The sequence below is a fragment of the Pantoea sp. XY16 genome (genome assembly GCF_025153065.1).
GTDB lineage: Bacteria > Pseudomonadota > Gammaproteobacteria > Enterobacterales > Enterobacteriaceae > Pantoea > Pantoea alfalfae.
On sequence record NZ_JANZNP010000007.1, the window covers coordinates 266,370 to 283,126 of the forward strand.

At 54.7% G+C, this 16,757-nt stretch carries 17 protein-coding genes; 4 read left to right on the top strand and 13 right to left on the bottom strand.

Annotated features, from left to right (window positions below; all coding sequences use genetic code 11):
* Positions 1 to 35 precede the first annotated feature (35 nt).
* Entirely contained in the window at positions 36 to 1,100 is a 1,065-nt protein-coding gene (locus N1689_RS13045) for an NAD(P)-dependent alcohol dehydrogenase (RefSeq protein ID WP_161733537.1), read from the top strand.
* Positions 1,101 to 1,152: 52 nt separating this feature from the next.
* Here the strand turns inward: N1689_RS13045 and N1689_RS13050 are convergent, their stop codons facing one another.
* The 6 genes from N1689_RS13050 to dnaB form a co-directional block, all read right to left on the bottom strand.
* Positions 1,153 to 1,473 (bottom strand): MmcQ/YjbR family DNA-binding protein, encoded by a 321-nt coding sequence (locus tag N1689_RS13050; protein ID WP_161733535.1) that lies wholly within the window; start codon positions 1,471 to 1,473, stop codon positions 1,153 to 1,155.
* The gene (locus tag N1689_RS13055; protein ID WP_161733533.1) at positions 1,473 to 1,892 is read right to left on the bottom strand and encodes a secondary thiamine-phosphate synthase enzyme YjbQ; all 420 of its coding nucleotides are present in this window, start codon (positions 1,890 to 1,892) and stop codon (positions 1,473 to 1,475) included. Before N1689_RS13055 ends, N1689_RS13050 begins: the two co-directional genes overlap by 1 nt.
* A gap of 121 nt (positions 1,893 to 2,013) precedes the next feature.
* The gene (locus N1689_RS13060; RefSeq protein WP_161733616.1) at positions 2,014 to 3,207 is read right to left on the bottom strand and encodes an amino acid aminotransferase; all 1,194 of its coding nucleotides are present in this window, start codon (positions 3,205 to 3,207) and stop codon (positions 2,014 to 2,016) included.
* Between the two features lie 40 nt (positions 3,208 to 3,247).
* Positions 3,248 to 3,862, bottom strand: a complete 615-nt coding sequence (locus N1689_RS13065; RefSeq protein WP_260059108.1) for a YitT family protein — start codon at positions 3,860 to 3,862, stop codon at positions 3,248 to 3,250.
* A gap of 240 nt (positions 3,863 to 4,102) precedes the next feature.
* Positions 4,103 to 4,582 carry an Lrp/AsnC family transcriptional regulator gene (locus N1689_RS13070; protein WP_161733529.1) on the bottom strand — a complete coding sequence of 160 codons (480 nt, stop codon included), beginning with the start codon at positions 4,580 to 4,582 and terminating at the stop codon, positions 4,103 to 4,105.
* 129 nt (positions 4,583 to 4,711) lie between these two features.
* The gene (gene dnaB, locus N1689_RS13075) at positions 4,712 to 6,118 is read right to left on the bottom strand and encodes a replicative DNA helicase (protein WP_010252197.1); all 1,407 of its coding nucleotides are present in this window, start codon (positions 6,116 to 6,118) and stop codon (positions 4,712 to 4,714) included.
* 96 nt (positions 6,119 to 6,214) lie between these two features.
* Here dnaB and N1689_RS13080 point away from each other — a divergent pair, with 96 nt between their 5' ends.
* Entirely contained in the window at positions 6,215 to 7,198 is a 984-nt protein-coding gene (locus tag N1689_RS13080; RefSeq protein ID WP_161733527.1) for a quinone oxidoreductase, read from the top strand.
* A gap of 222 nt (positions 7,199 to 7,420) precedes the next feature.
* Here N1689_RS13080 and pspG read toward each other — a convergent pair whose 3' ends face one another.
* From pspG to N1689_RS13095, 3 genes are all read right to left on the bottom strand, one after another.
* Entirely contained in the window at positions 7,421 to 7,687 is a 267-nt protein-coding gene (pspG, locus tag N1689_RS13085; protein ID WP_161733525.1) for an envelope stress response protein PspG, read from the bottom strand.
* A 177-nt stretch (positions 7,688 to 7,864) separates the two neighbouring features.
* Entirely contained in the window at positions 7,865 to 8,857 is a 993-nt protein-coding gene (gene dusA, locus N1689_RS13090) for a tRNA dihydrouridine(20/20a) synthase DusA (RefSeq protein WP_161733523.1), read from the bottom strand.
* A 106-nt stretch (positions 8,858 to 8,963) separates the two neighbouring features.
* A complete protein-coding gene (locus N1689_RS13095; protein ID WP_161733521.1) occupies positions 8,964 to 10,214 on the bottom strand; it encodes a conjugal transfer protein TraF in 1,251 nt (416 codons plus the stop codon).
* A 451-nt stretch (positions 10,215 to 10,665) separates the two neighbouring features.
* On the opposite strand from N1689_RS13095, the gene zur reads away from it, so the two are divergent.
* Positions 10,666 to 11,187 carry a zinc uptake transcriptional repressor Zur gene (gene zur, locus N1689_RS13100; protein ID WP_161733519.1) on the top strand — a complete coding sequence of 174 codons (522 nt, stop codon included), beginning with the start codon at positions 10,666 to 10,668 and terminating at the stop codon, positions 11,185 to 11,187.
* A gap of 89 nt (positions 11,188 to 11,276) precedes the next feature.
* On the opposite strand, the gene N1689_RS13105 is transcribed toward zur, so the two are convergent.
* The 4 genes from N1689_RS13105 to N1689_RS13120 all read right to left on the bottom strand — a co-directional run bounded on the left by N1689_RS13105 (position 11,277) and on the right by N1689_RS13120 (position 14,168).
* Positions 11,277 to 11,489, bottom strand: a complete 213-nt coding sequence (locus tag N1689_RS13105; protein ID WP_013359776.1) for a CsbD family protein — start codon at positions 11,487 to 11,489, stop codon at positions 11,277 to 11,279.
* A 167-nt stretch (positions 11,490 to 11,656) separates the two neighbouring features.
* The gene (gene dinF, locus N1689_RS13110; RefSeq protein ID WP_161733517.1) at positions 11,657 to 12,979 is read right to left on the bottom strand and encodes an MATE family efflux transporter DinF; all 1,323 of its coding nucleotides are present in this window, start codon (positions 12,977 to 12,979) and stop codon (positions 11,657 to 11,659) included.
* A gap of 100 nt (positions 12,980 to 13,079) precedes the next feature.
* Complete coding sequence (gene lexA, locus N1689_RS13115) at positions 13,080 to 13,694, bottom strand: transcriptional repressor LexA (protein ID WP_013359774.1); 615 nt, start codon at positions 13,692 to 13,694, stop codon at positions 13,080 to 13,082.
* Between the two features lie 105 nt (positions 13,695 to 13,799).
* On the bottom strand, positions 13,800 to 14,168 hold the full coding sequence (locus tag N1689_RS13120) for a diacylglycerol kinase (protein WP_161733515.1): 369 nt from the start codon (positions 14,166 to 14,168) through the stop codon (positions 13,800 to 13,802).
* Positions 14,169 to 14,296: 128 nt separating this feature from the next.
* On the opposite strand from N1689_RS13120, the gene plsB reads away from it, so the two are divergent.
* Complete coding sequence (gene plsB, locus N1689_RS13125) at positions 14,297 to 16,720, top strand: glycerol-3-phosphate 1-O-acyltransferase PlsB (protein WP_161733614.1); 2,424 nt, start codon at positions 14,297 to 14,299, stop codon at positions 16,718 to 16,720.
* Positions 16,721 to 16,757: the final 37 nt, after the last annotated feature.

The following is a 16,757-nucleotide window of genomic DNA, read 5'->3' on the forward strand; positions in this document are numbered from 1 at the left end:
TAAAACACTCACGACACATCGAAACTGGAGACACCATGAATATTACGCATGCGTATGCTGCTCAGGATGCAAAATCCAAACTGGCACCGTTCGATTTTAAGCCGCGTGAGCTGCGCGCCCATGACGTTCAGCTTGAGGTGCTGTTCTGTGGCGTTTGCCACTCAGACCTGCATCAGGCCCGTAATGAGTGGAAAAACACCATTTTCCCCGTGGTTCCGGGACATGAAATTGTGGGTCGCGTGACTGCTGTTGGTCCACAGACGCAGAAATACAAAGTCGGCGATCTGGTTGGCGTCGGCTGCATGGTTGATTCCTGCCGCAGCTGTCCAAGCTGTCAGCAGGGTCTGGAGCAGTATTGCGAAAACGGCTTTGTGGGCACCTATAACGGCGAAGATCGCGAAACCGGCGCTATTACCTACGGCGGTTACTCAACGTCGATGGTGGTTGATGAGAGCTTTGTGCTGCGGATTCCGGAGAACCTGGAGCTGGCGGGCGTTGCACCGCTGCTGTGTGCCGGTATCACCACCTATTCGCCGCTGCGTCACTGGAATGTCGGTCCTGGCAAGAAAGTGGGTATCGTAGGCTTAGGCGGCCTGGGCCATATGGGCGTGAAGATTGCGCATGCCATGGGCGCGCATGTGGTGCTGTTCACCACCTCGCCATCCAAAATTGAAGATGGCAAACGTCTGGGTGCCGATGAAGTCGTGATCTCCAAAGATCCGGAGCAGATGGCGCAGCACGCGAACAGCTTTGACTTCATCCTGAACACCGTGGCGGCTCAGCACGATCTCAACCCGTTCATCACCCTGCTGAAACTGGATGGCAACATGACGCTGGTCGGTGCACCGGAGCACGACCATCCGGCACCGCAGGTCTTTAACCTGATCTTCAAACGTCGCAGCATCGCCGGTTCACTGATTGGCGGCATCGCGGAAACCCAGGAGATGCTCGATTTCTGTGGCGAGCACGGGATTACGTCAGACATTGAGCTGATCGCGATGGACCAGATCAACGAAGCCTATGAGCGCATGCTCAAAAGCGATGTGAAGTATCGCTTTGTTATCGATATCAACACGCTGCGCGCTCAGTCTGCCGCGTAAGCTGCTTGATCTGAAACCCTCTTGCTCAGGTAAGAGGGTTTTTTATTGCCGTTTAACGGGTAGCCGCCTGCTGGTATGAGGCATCGACCAGATAGTAGATCTGCGAATCTTTCAGCGAACCGTCGAGGAACAGCGTGCTCCAGTGAGACTTATTCAGATGCTCGCTGGGAATAATATCGCTGTGCTCTTCGCGCAGTAATTCGGCCAGCGCAGGCGTCGATTTCAGCGAGACCGCGGGCCGCCCTTTCGCCTCATGTACCATCGCAAACAGCACGCCGTTGCTTTTAATCTGCGTGGCTTTCCAGTCACTGTGGACGCTCTGCTCCGCGCCCGGCTTGCTCATGCAATAGGTCAGTAAATCTGAGTTATTCATTACGATTCCCCTTGTAACGTGGCGACAATCCGCCTGGCACCGCCCTCAATGCGATGCTCGCCCAGCCAGATCCCCTGCCAGGTGCCCAGCACCAGACGTCCCCGCTGAACCGGTAATAACAACGAAACCCCTAAGATCGACGATTTGATGTGCGCCGGCATATCATCACGCCCTTCGTAATCGTGCTGATAAGGCGCATTCTCGGGCACGTACCGCATGAAATGCTGCTCCATGTCGCTGCGCACCGTCGGGTCGCAATTCTCATTTAAGGTTAACGACGCCGAAGTGTGCTGCAACAGCAGATGCAGCAGACCGGTTTTGATATCACGCAGTCCGGAGAGCGAGTTGACGATCTCATCGGTGACCAGATGAAACCCACGCGACTTCGCGCTCAGCGTAATAGTTTGTTGATGCCACATAGCTTATTCCTGAAACGGTTATCCCATTTAAGTGTGCAGCATGTCGCCGAAAGGTAAACCCTGACCCATAAAAAAACCGCCAGAGAAAACGCTGGCGGTCTTGTTTACAACCTGGCTGCTGTTACATCACGGCGGCAAACGCTTCCGCTACCTGATGCACATTTTTGCTGTTCAGACCGGCCACACACATGCGACCGCTGCCCACCAGATAGATGCCAAATTCGTTACGCAGGCGATCAACCTGCTGCGCACTCAGACCGGTATAACTGAACATGCCACGCTGCTTCAGCAGATAGTCGAAGTTTTTACCTGGCAGCGCGGTGCTCAGTACGTCCACCAGCGACTGGCGCATCGCGAGAATGCGCAGACGCATCGCCTCCACTTCAGCCAGCCAGCTGGCCTTCAGCGCCTCGTCGTTGAGGACGCGTGCGACAACCTGCGCACCGAAATTCGGCGGGCTGGAGTAGTTACGGCGAACGGTTGCTTTTAACTGGCCCAGCACACGTGCTGACTCTTCGGCACTGTCGCACACGATAGAGAGACCGCCTACGCGCTCGCCATAGAGCGAGAAGATTTTGGAGAAGGAGTTGCTGACCAGCGCAGGCAGACCCGCCGCCGCGACCGCGCGCAGTGCATACGCATCCTGCTCCATACCGGCACCAAAGCCCTGATAGGCGATATCCAGGAAAGGAATCAGCTGCTGTGCTTTCAGCACCTCAACGGTCTGATCCCACTGCGCATCCGTCAGGTCAGCGCCGGTCGGGTTATGACAGCAGGGATGCAGCAACACGATGCTCTGCGCAGGCAGGGTTTTCAGGGTGCTGATAAAGGCATCAAACCGCACACCGTGAGTTTCTGCGTCATACCAGGGATAGGTATTGACGTCAAAACCTGCGCCATTAAAAATCGCGACGTGGTTTTCCCAGGTCGGATCGCTGACCCAGACGGCAGACTGCGGGAAGTAGCGCTTAAGGAAATCCGCACCCACTTTCAACGCGCCAGAACCGCCAAGAGTCTGAATCGACGCAATACGGCCCGCCTTTAACACCGGATGATCGGCACCAAACAGCAGCGGTGCAATCGCACTGCGGTAGCTGTTCAGCCCTTCCATTGGCAGATAGAGCGATGCCTGATGCGGCTCAGCATAAAGCTGCTCTTCAGCAGCCGCTACAGCCTTCAGCTGCGGGATGATGTTCTGTTCGTCGTAATAGAGCCCGATGCTCAGGTTAACTTTGTGTTCACGTGGGTCTTGTTTGAACGCTTCCATCAACGACAGAATCGGATCGCCCGCATAGGCATCAACGTTTTGAAACACGGTGTAGGTCTCCATGATTGGTCCAGAGGTAAGCGGCGGATTAAACCCGATAGCGTCCCGGACGGTGGTTCATTGCAATAATCAGGTTCAGGATCACCGCACCCGCAATCGACGCGAGCAGGATGGGGCCACTCACCACAAACAGTGACGCCAGCACGACGCAGGTATCGACTGCCATCTGCAGTTTACCCGCGCGGATCCCAAAGCGATCCTGTAGCCACAGCGCCAGAATATTGATGCCGCCCAGGCTCGCCTTATGACGAAATAACACTATAAACCCGATTCCCATGATGACGTTACCGAACAGTGTCCCATAGAAGGGATTAAGGTCAGAAAAGTGGACGAACAGCGGGTGCAGTTGAGTGAACAGCGACACCAGCCCGACGGCGCAGAAGGTTTTCAGGGTAAATTCCCAGCCCATGCGTTTTACCGCCAGCCAGTAGAAAGGGATGTTGATCAGGAAGAATGCGCTGCCGAATGAGAGCGGCGAGAGATAGCTAATCAGAAAAGCGATACCTGCGGTGCTGCCCGTCAGCGCACCGGCCTGTTTTAGCATAATGACGCCGAACGAGACCATTAGAGTGCCGAGCACCATCGCCAGCGCATCTTCAATGCGCGAATGCGGGACGCGGGTAGGTTCTGCGATGTTATCCATGGGGGTTTTCTCAGTGCAAATGATGCGGTTCCGATGCAAAAAACGCACCATCGTCACAGCACTGAACAGCTGTAAAGCGGATGCCAGCGATATCCCGTTGATATCTAAGGCGCTTTAAACATAACTTTATGCATAGATTTAGACTGATACCGTCAATCTATGCGTCTGGCTCCGTTTTGATGCGCGTTAATTGCATTTATTACCGCAAGTGTGCACCAAAACCGCACAGCGCGCACCCTTTTAGCGCGTCTTTTGCTCAGGCAGCATCATCAGCCCGTTCTCTTTCATTCTTCCCAGCACCACTGAGGTTTTCACATGGGAAACGCTCTGGTGGCCCGCGACTAACTGGCTGATTAACGCACTGAGGGAATTAAGATCGGCTACTGCCACTTTGAGCAGATAGTCTGCATCGCCCGTGGTTTTATAGGCATCCACGATCGCCTGCTCCTGCTCCACCATCCGGTGAAAGCTCTCAACATATTCAGCGGTGTGGTTGATTAAGCGCACCTCAATCAATCCCACCATGCCAAGCCCGATGGCATCGGGTGACAGCCGGGCGTGATAACCCAGGATGAGGTTAGCCTGTTCCAGATTAATACGGCGGCGCGAACATTGTGAGGCAGAAAGGCCGACCAGATCGCTGAGTTCCTGATTGGTCAGACGGCCGTTAGCTTGTAATAAAGTCAGGATTTTAAGGTCGTAATCGTCTACGTGAGTCATTCCGTTTCCACATCGGTGCCAGGCGTCGCTTTGTTACAGATAACCCGATAACCCGAGAGGTTGTCCAACACTATTTTATGATGATGGGGGCTGTCATGCACAGATCGTGCATGACAGCACAAAGCGGGATTATTCGTCGTCGTATTGCGGACCCGCGTAGTTATCAAAGCGCGACCACTGACCGTTAAAGGTCAGGCGCACTGTACCGATGGGGCCATTACGCTGTTTACCCAGGATGATCTCCGCGATTCCTTTGAGATCGCTGTTTTCGTGGTAAACCTCATCCCGATAGATAAACATGATCAAATCCGCATCCTGCTCGATCGAACCCGATTCACGCAGATCCGAGTTGACCGGACGCTTGTCAGCACGCTGCTCCAGTGAGCGGTTAAGCTGCGACAGCGCCACCACCGGCACATTCAGCTCTTTCGCCAGCGCTTTCAGCGAGCGGGAGATCTCCGCAATCTCCAGCGTACGGTTGTCCGACAATGACGGTACGCGCATCAGCTGCAAATAGTCGATCATGATCATACTTAAGCCACCGTTTTCACGGTAGATACGTCGGGCGCGCGAGCGCACTTCGGTAGGCGTCAGGCCAGAAGAGTCATCGATGTACATGTTCTTCTTCTCCAGCAGGATGCCCATGGTGCCGGAGATACGCGCCCAGTCTTCATCATCCAGCTGTCCCGTTCGGATGCGCGTCTGATCGACGCGGGAAAGTGACGCAAGCATACGCATCATGATCTGCTCGCTGGGCATCTCCAGACTGAAGATCAGCACCGGCTTCTCCTGCAGCATGGCGGCGTTTTCGCACAGGTTCATCGCGAAGGTGGTTTTACCCATTGACGGACGTGCGGCGACAATAATCAGGTCAGAACCCTGCAGGCCCGCGGTCTTTTTATTCAGATCCTGATAGCCGGTATCGACGCCGGTGACGCCATCGTGCGGGGTCTGATAGAGCGATTCGATACGGGAGACGGTCGATTCCAGAATCTGCTCAATGTTTTTCGGGCCAGCATCTTTATCTGCGCGCGCTTCCGCGATTTTAAAGACGTTCGACTCTGCGAAGTCGAGCAGCTCCTCGCTGTTACGTCCCTGCGGATCGTAACCGGCATCGGCAATCTGGTTGGCGACGGCGATCATCTCACGCACCACCGCACGTTCACGCACGATGTCGGCATAAGCACCGATATTCGCCGCACTCGGTGTATTTTTCGCCAGTTCAGCCAGATAGGCGAAGCCGCCTGCCATCTCCAGTTCGCCCCGGGTTTCCAGCGATTCAGAGAGCGTAATCAGGTCGATAGGTTTGCTGTTTTCAAGCAGCCGCTGCATCTCGGAAAAAATCAGCCGATGCGAGCGGTTGAAAAAATCATTCGCGACGACGCGCTCAGAGACGTTATCCCAGCGCTCGTTATCCAGCATTAACCCACCGAGCACCGACTGCTCCGCTTCCAGAGAATGCGGGGGCATTTTCACGCCTGCGAGCTGGCGATCCTGCGTTTCGTTCGATTTGTTGGTGGGTTTATTTCCTGCCATAGTGAATGCATTACCGATCTTCTGTGGGGACGCGCAAGTATACCTTAGTTGAGGTGCGCGCCTCACCCTCATGATGAAACAATCACAGGAGTCAGAATGGCAAAGCGTATTCAGTTCAGCGCGCATGGCGGCCCGGACGTCTTAGAGTGGACAGATTTTGAACCCGCTGACCCGGCTGAACATGACGTGCAGGTAGAGCATCGCGCTATCGGGATTAATTACATCGATACCTATGTTCGCAGCGGGCTCTATCCGGTTACCGCTTTTCCTTCTGGCCTGGGAACGGAAGCCGCGGGCGTCGTGTCGCGGGTTGGACGTGGCGTGACATTATTTAAGCCCGGCGATCGCGTGGTCTACTGTCTGGCGTCGATGGGGGCCTATAGCGAAGTGCATAACGTGGCGGAAGATCGCCTGATGCATCTCCCGGAGGCGATCGGCTTTGAGCAGGGCGCAGCCAGCTACCTGAAAGGGCTGACCACGCAATATCTGCTGCGCCAGACCTATAAAATCAGCGCCGGTGAGACCTTTCTGTTTCATGCGGCCGCGGGCGGCGTCGGGCTTATCGCTTGCCAGTGGGCAAAAGCGCTGGGTGCACATTTAATCGGTACGGTGGGTTCCGAAGAAAAAGCCACGATGGCGAAGAACGCCGGTGCCTGGGCGACCATTAACTACCGCGAAGAGAATATTGCACAGCGCGTCAGCGAACTGACCGACGGAAAAAAAGTGGGCGTCGTGTATGACTCGGTGGGCAAAGACACCTGGGAAGCGTCGCTGGACTCGCTGCGTCGTCACGGTCTGATGGTCAGTTTTGGTAATGCGTCGGGTCCGGTGACCGGGATTGATCTGGGCATTCTGAATAAGAAAGGCTCGCTCTTTGTGACCCGCCCTTCACTGTTTGGTTATATCACCAATCGGCAGGAGCTGGAAACCGCCAGTGCCGAGCTGTTCTCGCTGCTGGCGAGCGGCGCCATTAAGATTGATGTACCAGAGCAGCAGAAGTTTGCATTGAAAGAGGCCAGTAAGGCGCACCAGATGCTGGAGAGCCGGGCCACGCAGGGATCCTGTCTGTTAATTCCGTAACAGTCAGCGCCCGGTAAGCAACAAAAAGGGCTTCCCCTGGGAAGCCCTCTTCTTTTTTTTATTTTTTGTTCGCGCTGGTGTAGGGACAGCGGCGATGAATTCGTGTCGAGTCGATGGCACATCGATTTGACGACAGGCATCCTGCCAGAAAACATAAGTAAAAAATATGTTTAATTGCAGATCAGTGCCGAGCAATCTTTCACACTGTGATCGCTACCGCATTTAGCGCCAGCCTTTGCGGTCTAACCTGCTGATCTTACGCCTCAGCTTACGGCGCGCTCGCGCCTCGCTGTCGCCAAAAAGGGCACGATGCAGCCACACAGCAATCACCGCCAGCACCAGCCACGGCAACACTTTAATAACAATTGCAAACAGTCCACCGACAAACATCACGATGGTTGCGACCACCAGTGCCGCCAGCACGCCCAGCAGTGAAACGCCGGTCAGTAATAGCATCAGGAAAAAACCCAATACGAATAAAATTTCCACGTCAGCGCTCCTTTTTGAGATTGATTGTTATAACTATTACAAGAAACGTGCCAACCGATAACTTATTGATTTAACGCTAATAAGGATTAAAAAAGTGTCGTAACCTGGTGATAAAAACCACATTATGGCGTAAAAAAAACCAGCTTTAAAAGCTGGCTTTCCTGTTCAGGGCAGACATCAGACTTCCTGCGGGACCTTATCCGCAACCAGCGCCAGCGCCGCTTCCAGTACGCGAACATCAGCGCCCGGCTTGTGGGCGTTTTCACTCAGGTGACGTCGCCACTGGCGAGCGCCCGGAATTCCCTGGAATAATCCCAGCATATGGCGTGTGACGTGTCCCAGATACGTGCCCTTCGCCAGCTCCGCTTCAATATAGGGATACATAGCGCGCACTACGTCCACCGGGTTAGCCGCCGGATGCTGACGACCAAACAGCGTCTGATCGACCTGCGCCAGAATGCCGGGGTTTTGATAGGCCTCACGTCCCATCATTACGCCGTCAAGGTGCTGCAGATGAGCCAGTGCCTCTTCCAGCGTTTTCACACCACCATTGAGCGCGATCGTCAGATGCGGAAAATCGCGTTTCAGCTGCCAGACGCGGGGATAATCCAGCGGTGGAATTTCGCGATTCTCTTTGGGGCTGAGGCCAGAGAGCCAGGCTTTGCGCGCATGGATAATAAATGTCTCGCATTCACCGCGACCGGCCACCGTGCCGATAAAGTCGGTCAGGAATTCATAGCTGTCCAGCTCATCAATCCCGATGCGGGTTTTCACCGTCACCGGAATCGATACCACGTCGCGCATCGCTTTAATCGCATCCGCGACCAGATTCGCCTCGGCCATCAGGCAGGCACCGAATCGGCCATTCTGAACCCGATCCGAAGGACAGCCGACATTCAGGTTCACTTCATCGTAGCCACGCTGCTCTGCCAGCTTCGCACACTGCGCCAGCGCCGCCGGATCGCTACCGCCAAGCTGCAACGCGACCGGATGTTCCGCCTCGCTGTAAGCCAGGTAATCCCCTTTGCCATGAATGATCGCGCCCGTGGTCACCATTTCGGTGTAGAGCAGCGTGTCGCCGGTCAGCTGACGATGAAAATAGCGACAGTGGCGATCGGTCCAGTCGAGCATGGGGGCGATAGAGAAACGTTGCGAAGAGAAATTAGGCATGAAGCGCAGACAATCCGGTAATTAAGGGTGATGGAATTCTGTGCAAGGATAACACAAGGGCGGGCGATAGTGCATCGCCCGCCCCCGAACAGCCTGAATAACGTGCTTAGAAGTTAAAGCCCAGCTGCATCATCGCGCCCCAGGTATTGTTAGCCCCCACAGAGCCGGCCAGATCCAGATGGACAGCTTTGTTAAACGGTGACAGACCAAAACCTGCGGTGGCAACATTTTCGTCGTTAGACCGCATGTCCGCACGATAACCGGCACGCAGCTGCAGCCAGTCAAGCACGCGGTATTCCGCGCCCACTGCCGCATACTGGCTGTTATCCTGCGTTTTGAAGCGTTTGGTTTCCGTCAGATCCACATCGCCGGTCACGGTAAACGGACCTTTATCCCAGGACAGGCCGGTGGTGACCAGCGGGCGAATCTGGTAGGTATCACGGAACCCGTTGACCTCTTTGGTCTGCAGATCACGCGAAACCAGGTTCTGTCCGGTCACACCCAGCGTCCAGTTTTCAGCAAAGGTGGTTGCCAGACCGGCATCAACGTTAAAGCCGGTGTCGGTGCTGCGATACTGGCTATTGTTGATGTCGTTCTTGTCATAGTTATAGATGCTGGCAGTATAGTTATAGAGCGAGGTTTTCTGCACTTTCGGCGTCACGCCCACTGAGACCGGCTGACCGGCGATAGTGAACTCATGCGCCACCGCCACACCATAATCAATGGTCAGTGCCGCTAAGCCATTCGCACTGGAACGAAGGTTATTTTGATCGCCCGGACGTGGCAGCACCGTTCCGTTAGCGACACCGCGCAGGTAGTCGATATCACCCTGGACCACGTTGGCACGGACGTGCGCCGTACCGTAGGCTTTGGTAATAAACGCAAAAGGCAGAGTCTCATTGGGGATCGTGACGGCCACGGCCACGCCTGCACTGCCGTGAGCTTTGTTACCGCGCAAATCGCTGAGCTTGTCAGCAACATCGCCGGAGGCAGCACGCAGTTCAGGGTAGCCACGCAGATAATCTGCAAAAGTCAGATTACCAATCACGTCACGATAGCGATCTACGGTGTCCGTAATATCATCGACTTTATCGATCAGCTTATCTTTGTCAGTCACCTGAATTCCCGCTGAAGGGAAAATAATGCTGACGTTATCGTCAGATTTAGCACGCGTCATTAATGCCGGGTTCGCCAGCACTGCTGAGCCATAAACAGAAGATGCTACGCCGGTCCCGCCCATGGCGTCATTACGTGCATCATACCAGGTCCCTGCCGCCATGGCGGAAGAAGAAAGGAAAAGCGCGGTCGCTGCAGCGGAATACTTCAGCGCTGAACGTTGAGCGGATTTTTTCACCATTTGCCTGCCATCACCTGAGAAATTGTCATTGAAACATTCAACGACTGAATAGTTTGTTAGCCCTATTGTGAACCCTGGCTAACGCGTTATTGCTGTGAATTCAAAGGAAACAGTGTCTTAATTCAAAGGATTGGACGTTTTCCAATCAAAAAACCGTTGTAATTGTTCAAACTGCGTCGGGGTATTTCAAATAATGCCAGACTTTCCTTAAGTCTTTCTGAACATTACTTCTTAACTCAGTGAGATGCAAAGCAAAATACCAACAAATTCCGCTTCAGGTCGATTGAAAATGGATCTGATTTCTCGTCAGATTTGAGATAGATAGCGGCTGAAATGCTTAAAATGCTGCTTTATCAGGCAAATAATGCTGTTTTACCAGGCGAAAACGAACATCAGCGCCGAAAAACTATGTGTGATAAAATAACATCACTTATCCAGCGGAGAATTTTTCATGACAAACATGACGTCGCAGCAAATTTTGATTCAGGCTGAAAAGATATGCCTGCAGCGCGGTGTACGTCTGACTTCGCAGCGTGCTGAGGTGTTGCGCCTGATGGCCGAACAGCCTGGCTCGATCAGCGCTTACGATCTGCTGGATCAGCTCCGCATCAGCGAACCACAGGCTAAGCCGCCCACGGTCTATCGTGCGCTGGATTTCCTGCTGGAGCAGGGTTTCATTCATCGGGTGGAATCCAACAACAGCTACGTCATGTGCCACCATTTTGAGGCACCGGCACATACATCGGTGATGCTGGTCTGTGACCGCTGTGCTGCGGTAACGGAGAAACAGGCGCAGGGCGTGGAGAAGATTATCGCAACGCTGGCGGGTGAAGCACAGTTCGCTTTACGTCATAGCGTGATTGAAGCGCATGGTTTATGTAAAAATTGTGCTGCGGTCGAAGCCTGTACGCACCATGAAAGCTGCGAGCATGACCATCAGGATGAGGGTAAAAAGCGGGGCAAACGCGGGTAATCTGCACATCCTTGTGCTGTTCCGTCCCTGTGCCGTTCCGGGGCGGGCGCGCCGGAAAGCTTTTAGCTGATTATCAGCCTGGTATCAGATTACCAGCGGTGATCTTTGTTCTGACCTTCCCAGTCGGTTACTTCACGCTCTGCTTCATCTTTCGCATAGCCATAACGTTCCTGGATTTTGCCGACCAGCTGATCGCGTTTACCTTCGATAACCTGCATGTCGTCATCGGTCAGCTTGCCCCATTTCTCTTTCATTTTGCCTTTGAACTGCTTCCAGTTGCCGCTGGCTTCATCTTTATTCATGGCAGACCTCCAATCCTCGGGGTTTAATGATTATCTTGTTACTTAACAAAATAACGATATAAAGCGCTGGTTAACTGCGCTGCATAGAGTTAATTATAGTAGCCAATTTATTAACCTTGGAATAATACAGAATAATCTGTATCGGCTTGCGTGCAGCCACGACTGACTCAGGCATCAAACCAGCTGTTCTGACGCCAGTGCTTACGCCAGATGAGCCACAGCGACAGGCCGCGCAGCGCCAGGAAAACCGTTACCGCCAGCCACAGTCCGTGATTACCCAGCGCCGGTACGCTGAGCAGCATCAGAAAGTAGCCTGCTGCTGCCACCACCATGCTGTTACGCATCTCACGTCCGCGTGTTGCGCCGATGAACATCCCATCCAGCAGATAACACCAGACGCCGATCAGCGGCATAACGATCTGCCAGACCAGATAGCGGTCAGCACTTTGTTGCAGCGAAGGAAGAGAGGTCAACAGGGTAACAATCTGCGGGCCAGCAATGGCATAGGTCAGGGAAAAGAACAGCGCTACCACCACCGCCTGCCGACAGGCAGAGTGCCAGACACGCAGCAGTTTGCCGCCATCTTTTGCACCATGGGCCTCGCCGGCAAAAGCTTCAACTGCGTAGGCAAAGCCATCCAGCGCATAGGCCGTGAACGTAATGAACATCAGCAATACCGCGTTAACCGCCACCACATCCGGGCCCAGCCGCGCGCCCAGCACGGTCAGCGAGGCGAAACAGAGTTGCAGCATCAATGAGCGCAGCATGATGTCCCGGTTCAGCCGCAGCAGCCGGCCGCTGTCACCGCGCCAGCTCTGCTTCAGCAGGCTTAACGTAATACCGCGCAGCTTCAGGACTCGCCAGACCATGATACCGCCGACACCCAGCGTGATGTACTCCGCCAGCGCCGTGGCGGTTGCCGCCCCCGCGACACCCCAGTGCAGTCCCATCACCAGCCAGAGATCGAGCCCGATGTTAACCAGATTGCCTACCACCAGCAGGATCACTGGCGCGCGCGCATACTGCACGCCCAGCAGCCAGCCCAGAATGACCAGGTTTGCCAGCGTGGCGGGTGCACTGAGCCAGCGAATCTGAATAAACAGCGCCGCCTGTTCCAGTACCGCGGGATTACCGCCAACCAGATGGGTCGCCAGCTGAATAATCGGATAACGTAAAGCGATGAACAGTACACCTGCCAGCAGCGCAATCATCAGCGGCTGGGTCAGCGCACGTGCCAGCGCCATTTTATCACCGGCACCAAACGCCTGCGCCGTCAGGCCAGTCGTACTCATTCGAAGAAAAAGCAGCAGCATAAAGAGGAAACTGGTCACAGTGGTCCCGACCGCAACCCCGCCAAGATAGACAGGGCTGTCGAGATGACCAATAACTGCAGTATCGACCACGCCCAGTAAGGGAACGGTGATATTTGAAAGGATCATCGGCAGCGCAAGCCGCCAGAGATTTTTATCCGTTGCCGTGATAAAGCGCATTCGCCGTTCCGTGCTCAGTGTCGCTGCGCAAAACAGGCAGCGACAAAATTAGGGCAGACAGAATAGCATCAGAGAAAGCGAATGCACGCAGCCCTCAGAATCAGAGCCACTCGCCGTTACGCACCACGCCAACCGCCAGACCTTCAATGGTCAGAGACTGTGCACGGGTATCGACAACAATCGGGTCGAAATCGCTGTTTTCAGGCAGCAGATGCACGATAGCACCCTGCTTTTTCCAGCGCTTAACGGTGACTTCATCATCAATGCGGGCAACGACAACCTGGCCATTGCGCACATCCTGGGTTTTATGTACCGCGAGCAGGTCGCCATCCATAATCCCGATATCTTTCATCGACATTCCGCTGACGCGCAGCAGGAAGTCGGCAGAGGGCTTAAACAGGCCCGGATCCACTTTATAGTGGGTTTCGATATGTTCCTGCGCCATGATTGGCTCACCGGCAGCAACCCGGCCAATCAACGGTATGCCTTCTGAGGCTTCTTCTTCCATTAGCAGGCGAATGCCGCGCGATGCACCGGAAACGATCTCAATGACGCCTTTACGCGCCAGCGCTTTCAGGTGCTCTTCTGCCGCATTCGGTGAGCGGAAGCCCAGTTGTGCAGCAATCTCTGCGCGCGTAGGCGGCATGCCTGTTGAAGAAATATGGTCGCGAATCAGGTCATAGACCTGCTGCTGCCTGCTGGTTAATGCTTTCATCCCGCCCCCTGGTTGTTTATACAGTCGCTGTGAGTATATACAGGTATTGGCGAAATGGAAACCGATTGTCAGGCAAAACGCGGCTTCCGGCGCGATATGGAACGCTTATCGCAAATGTGTCCAGAGCAGCGCGATCCAGACAAAGAGTGCCAGTAAGATGCTGATCAGTACTGCCGCAGATCCCATATCTTTGGCCCGGCCCGCCAGCGGATGATGCTCCTGACCGATGCGGTCGACCACGGATTCAATGGCGCTATTAAGGATTTCGACAATGACCACCAGCACCACCGACCCAATCATCAGGATGCGTGAGACCACATCGACATCCAGCCAGCAGGCGATAATAATGGCGACCAGCGCAGCCAGGGCTTCCTGACGAAACGCCGCTTCATGTTGCCAGGCGGCACGCAGTCCCTGCCAGGAGTAACCTGCGGCTTTAATTATTCTGATAAGTCCGGTGGCATTATTTGCCATGATGTGGGAACCCTTTTATCGGATTGACGTCAATGTCTGGGCTGCGTGCAATTGGCACCACCACAGATCTTCGCTGCACTTTCTGGTATGCTTGCGGCGCTTTGCTAACAAGAGGCTTCATGTTGTCTATGTCAGGTTGGCGTAAACTCTATTACAAATTGCTTAATTTACCACTGTCGTTTTTGGTAAAAAGTAAGGCCATTCCGGCCGATCCTGTGTCTGAACATGGTCTGGATCCGACCCGACCTATTATGTATGTTTTGCCTTACGATTCGAAGGCCGACTTACTGACTTTACGCGCGCAGTGTCTGCGGCATCATCTGCCTGATCCGCTCTCTCCGCTGGAGATTGATGGTTCACTGCTGCCGCGCCACGTATTTATCCACGATGGCCCGCGCGTATTCCCCTACTTTGTGCCCAGCGTCGAATCGGTGAAAATCTTTCACGATTACCTCGATCTGCATCGCAATAATCCTAAGCTCGATATCCAGATGCTGCCGGTCACGGTAATGTTTGGCCGCGCACCAGGACGTGAAGTCCAGGGCGAAGCCACGCCACACCTGCGTGTGCTGAACGGTGTACAGAAGTTCTTTGCGGTAATCTGGCACGGACGCGACAGCTTTGTTCGCTTCTCGCCGACCGTCTCACTGCGCCGTATGGCCACGGAGCACGGTACGGATAAGTCGATCGCCCAGAAGCTGGCTCGCGTGGCGCGCATCCATTTTGCCCGTCAGCGGCTGGCGGCGATTGGCCCGCGTTTACCGGCGCGTCAGGATCTGTTCAACCGTCTGCTGCAATCCAAAGCGATTGAAAAAGCCGTCGAAGATGAAGCACGCAGCAAAAAAATCTCCCATGAGAAAGCGCAGCAGAATGCCGTTGAGATGATGGAAGAAATTGCCGCCAACTTCTCTTATGAAGCGATTCGCGTCACCGACCGCGTGATGGGCTGGCTCTGGAGTCGTCTCTATCAGGGCATCAACGTCAATGGCGGCGAAAAAGTTCGTCAGCTGGCGCAGGATGGCCACGAGATTGTCTATGTGCCGTGCCATCGCAGCCACATGGATTATCTGCTGCTCTCCTATGTGCTCTATCATCAGGGCCTGGTGCCGCCACACATTGCTGCCGGTATCAATCTCAACTTCTGGCCAGCCGGCCCGATTTTCCGTCGTCTGGGCGCGTTCTTTATTCGTCGTACCTTTAAAGGCAACAAGCTCTACGCCACGGTGTTCCGCGAATATCTCGGCGAGCTGTTCACCCGCGGTTATTCAGTTGAATACTTTGTTGAAGGTGGCCGTTCTCGTACCGGTCGCCTGCTGGACCCGAAAACCGGCACTTTAGCTATGACGCTGCAGGCGATGCTGCGCGGCGGCAATCGCCCGATCACGCTGGTGCCGATCTACATCGGTTATGAACACGTGATGGAAGTGGGTACGTACGCCAAAGAACTGCGCGGCGCAGCCAAAGAGAAAGAGGGCTTCATGCAGATGGTGCGCGGCTTACGCAAGCTGCGCAATCTCGGTCAGGGTTACGTGAACTTTGGCGAACCCCTGCCGCTGGTCAACTATCTCAACAAGCGGGTACCGGAATGGCGCGATGCCATCGATCCGATTGAGCCGCAGCGTCCCAGCTGGTTAACCCCAACCGTCAACGATATTGCTGCCAGCCTGATGGTGCGTATCAATGAAGCGGGCGCGGCTAACGCCATGAACCTCTGTGTCACCGCCCTGCTGGCGTCGCGTCAGCGCTCACTCACCCGTGAACAGCTGATTGAACAACTGGAGTGCTATACCCAGTTGCTGCGCAACGTGCCTTACTCGCCAAATGCGACCGTACCCGATCTCTCCGCGGAAGCGCTGCTGGATCACGCCATGGGTATGAATAAGTTTGAGAGCGAAAAGGACAGCATTGGCGACATCATCATTCTGCCGCGTGAGCAGGCGGTGCTGATGACCTACTATCGCAACAATATTCATCACATGCTGGTGATGCCGTCGCTGATTGCCGCCATTGTTCAGCAGCATCAGACGCTGAGCGAAGCAGAACTGCTGCGTCAGGTAAGCCTGATCTACCCGATGCTGAAGAGTGAGCTGTTCCTGCGCTGGCAGACCGATGAGCTGCCGCAACTGTTGACCGAACTGAGTCAGGAGCTGGCGCGTCAGGGCCTGATTACGTTCGAAGCCGGCGAATTGCGCTTTTCCTCAGCGCGCTATCGCACGCTGCAACTGCTGGCTGCCGGTGTGCGTGAAACGCTGCAGCGCTACGCCATTACGTTCTCCATTCTCAGCGCCAAGCCGACGATTAACCGCGGCACGCTGGAGAAAGAGAGCCGGACGCTGGCACAGCGTCTGTCGGTGCTGCACGGGATCAATGCGCCGGAGTTCTTCGACAAAGCGGTCTTTACCTCGCTGGTACTGACGCTACGCGATGAAGGGTATATCAGCGACAGCGGGGATGCCAATGTCGCACAGACGCTGGCGACCTGGCACATCCTGGCTGACCTGGTCACCAGTGATGTCCGCATGACGATTGAAACCGCGGTGGCGCACGACTGACCCCTGCGCACAGTAAAAAGGCGACCTCATGAGGTCG

What these genes read in the sequence shown, in the direction of transcription:
- N1689_RS13070 (WP_161733529.1), bottom strand. Translation starts at nt 4,582, where the DNA reads ATGACTCACGTAGACGATTACGACCTTAAAATCCTGACTTTATTACAA.
- zur (WP_161733519.1), top strand. Translation starts at nt 10,666, where the DNA reads ATGACAAACATGACGTCGCAGCAAATTTTGATTCAGGCTGAAAAGATA.
- N1689_RS13120 (WP_161733515.1), bottom strand. Translation starts at nt 14,168, where the DNA reads ATGGCAAATAATGCCACCGGACTTATCAGAATAATTAAAGCCGCAGGT.
- N1689_RS13045 (WP_161733537.1), top strand. Translation starts at nt 36, where the DNA reads ATGAATATTACGCATGCGTATGCTGCTCAGGATGCAAAATCCAAACTG.
- N1689_RS13095 (WP_161733521.1), bottom strand. Translation starts at nt 10,214, where the DNA reads ATGGTGAAAAAATCCGCTCAACGTTCAGCGCTGAAGTATTCCGCTGCA.
- N1689_RS13055 (WP_161733533.1), bottom strand. Translation starts at nt 1,892, where the DNA reads ATGTGGCATCAACAAACTATTACGCTGAGCGCGAAGTCGCGTGGGTTT.
- N1689_RS13080 (WP_161733527.1), top strand. Translation starts at nt 6,215, where the DNA reads ATGGCAAAGCGTATTCAGTTCAGCGCGCATGGCGGCCCGGACGTCTTA.
- N1689_RS13065 (WP_260059108.1), bottom strand. Translation starts at nt 3,862, where the DNA reads ATGGATAACATCGCAGAACCTACCCGCGTCCCGCATTCGCGCATTGAA.
- dusA (WP_161733523.1), bottom strand. Translation starts at nt 8,857, where the DNA reads ATGCCTAATTTCTCTTCGCAACGTTTCTCTATCGCCCCCATGCTCGAC.
- N1689_RS13050 (WP_161733535.1), bottom strand. Translation starts at nt 1,473, where the DNA reads ATGAATAACTCAGATTTACTGACCTATTGCATGAGCAAGCCGGGCGCG.
- lexA (WP_013359774.1), bottom strand. Translation starts at nt 13,694, where the DNA reads ATGAAAGCATTAACCAGCAGGCAGCAGCAGGTCTATGACCTGATTCGC.
- N1689_RS13105 (WP_013359776.1), bottom strand. Translation starts at nt 11,489, where the DNA reads ATGAATAAAGATGAAGCCAGCGGCAACTGGAAGCAGTTCAAAGGCAAA.
- dnaB (WP_010252197.1), bottom strand. Translation starts at nt 6,118, where the DNA reads ATGGCAGGAAATAAACCCACCAACAAATCGAACGAAACGCAGGATCGC.
- plsB (WP_161733614.1), top strand. Translation starts at nt 14,297, where the DNA reads ATGTCAGGTTGGCGTAAACTCTATTACAAATTGCTTAATTTACCACTG.
- dinF (WP_161733517.1), bottom strand. Translation starts at nt 12,979, where the DNA reads ATGCGCTTTATCACGGCAACGGATAAAAATCTCTGGCGGCTTGCGCTG.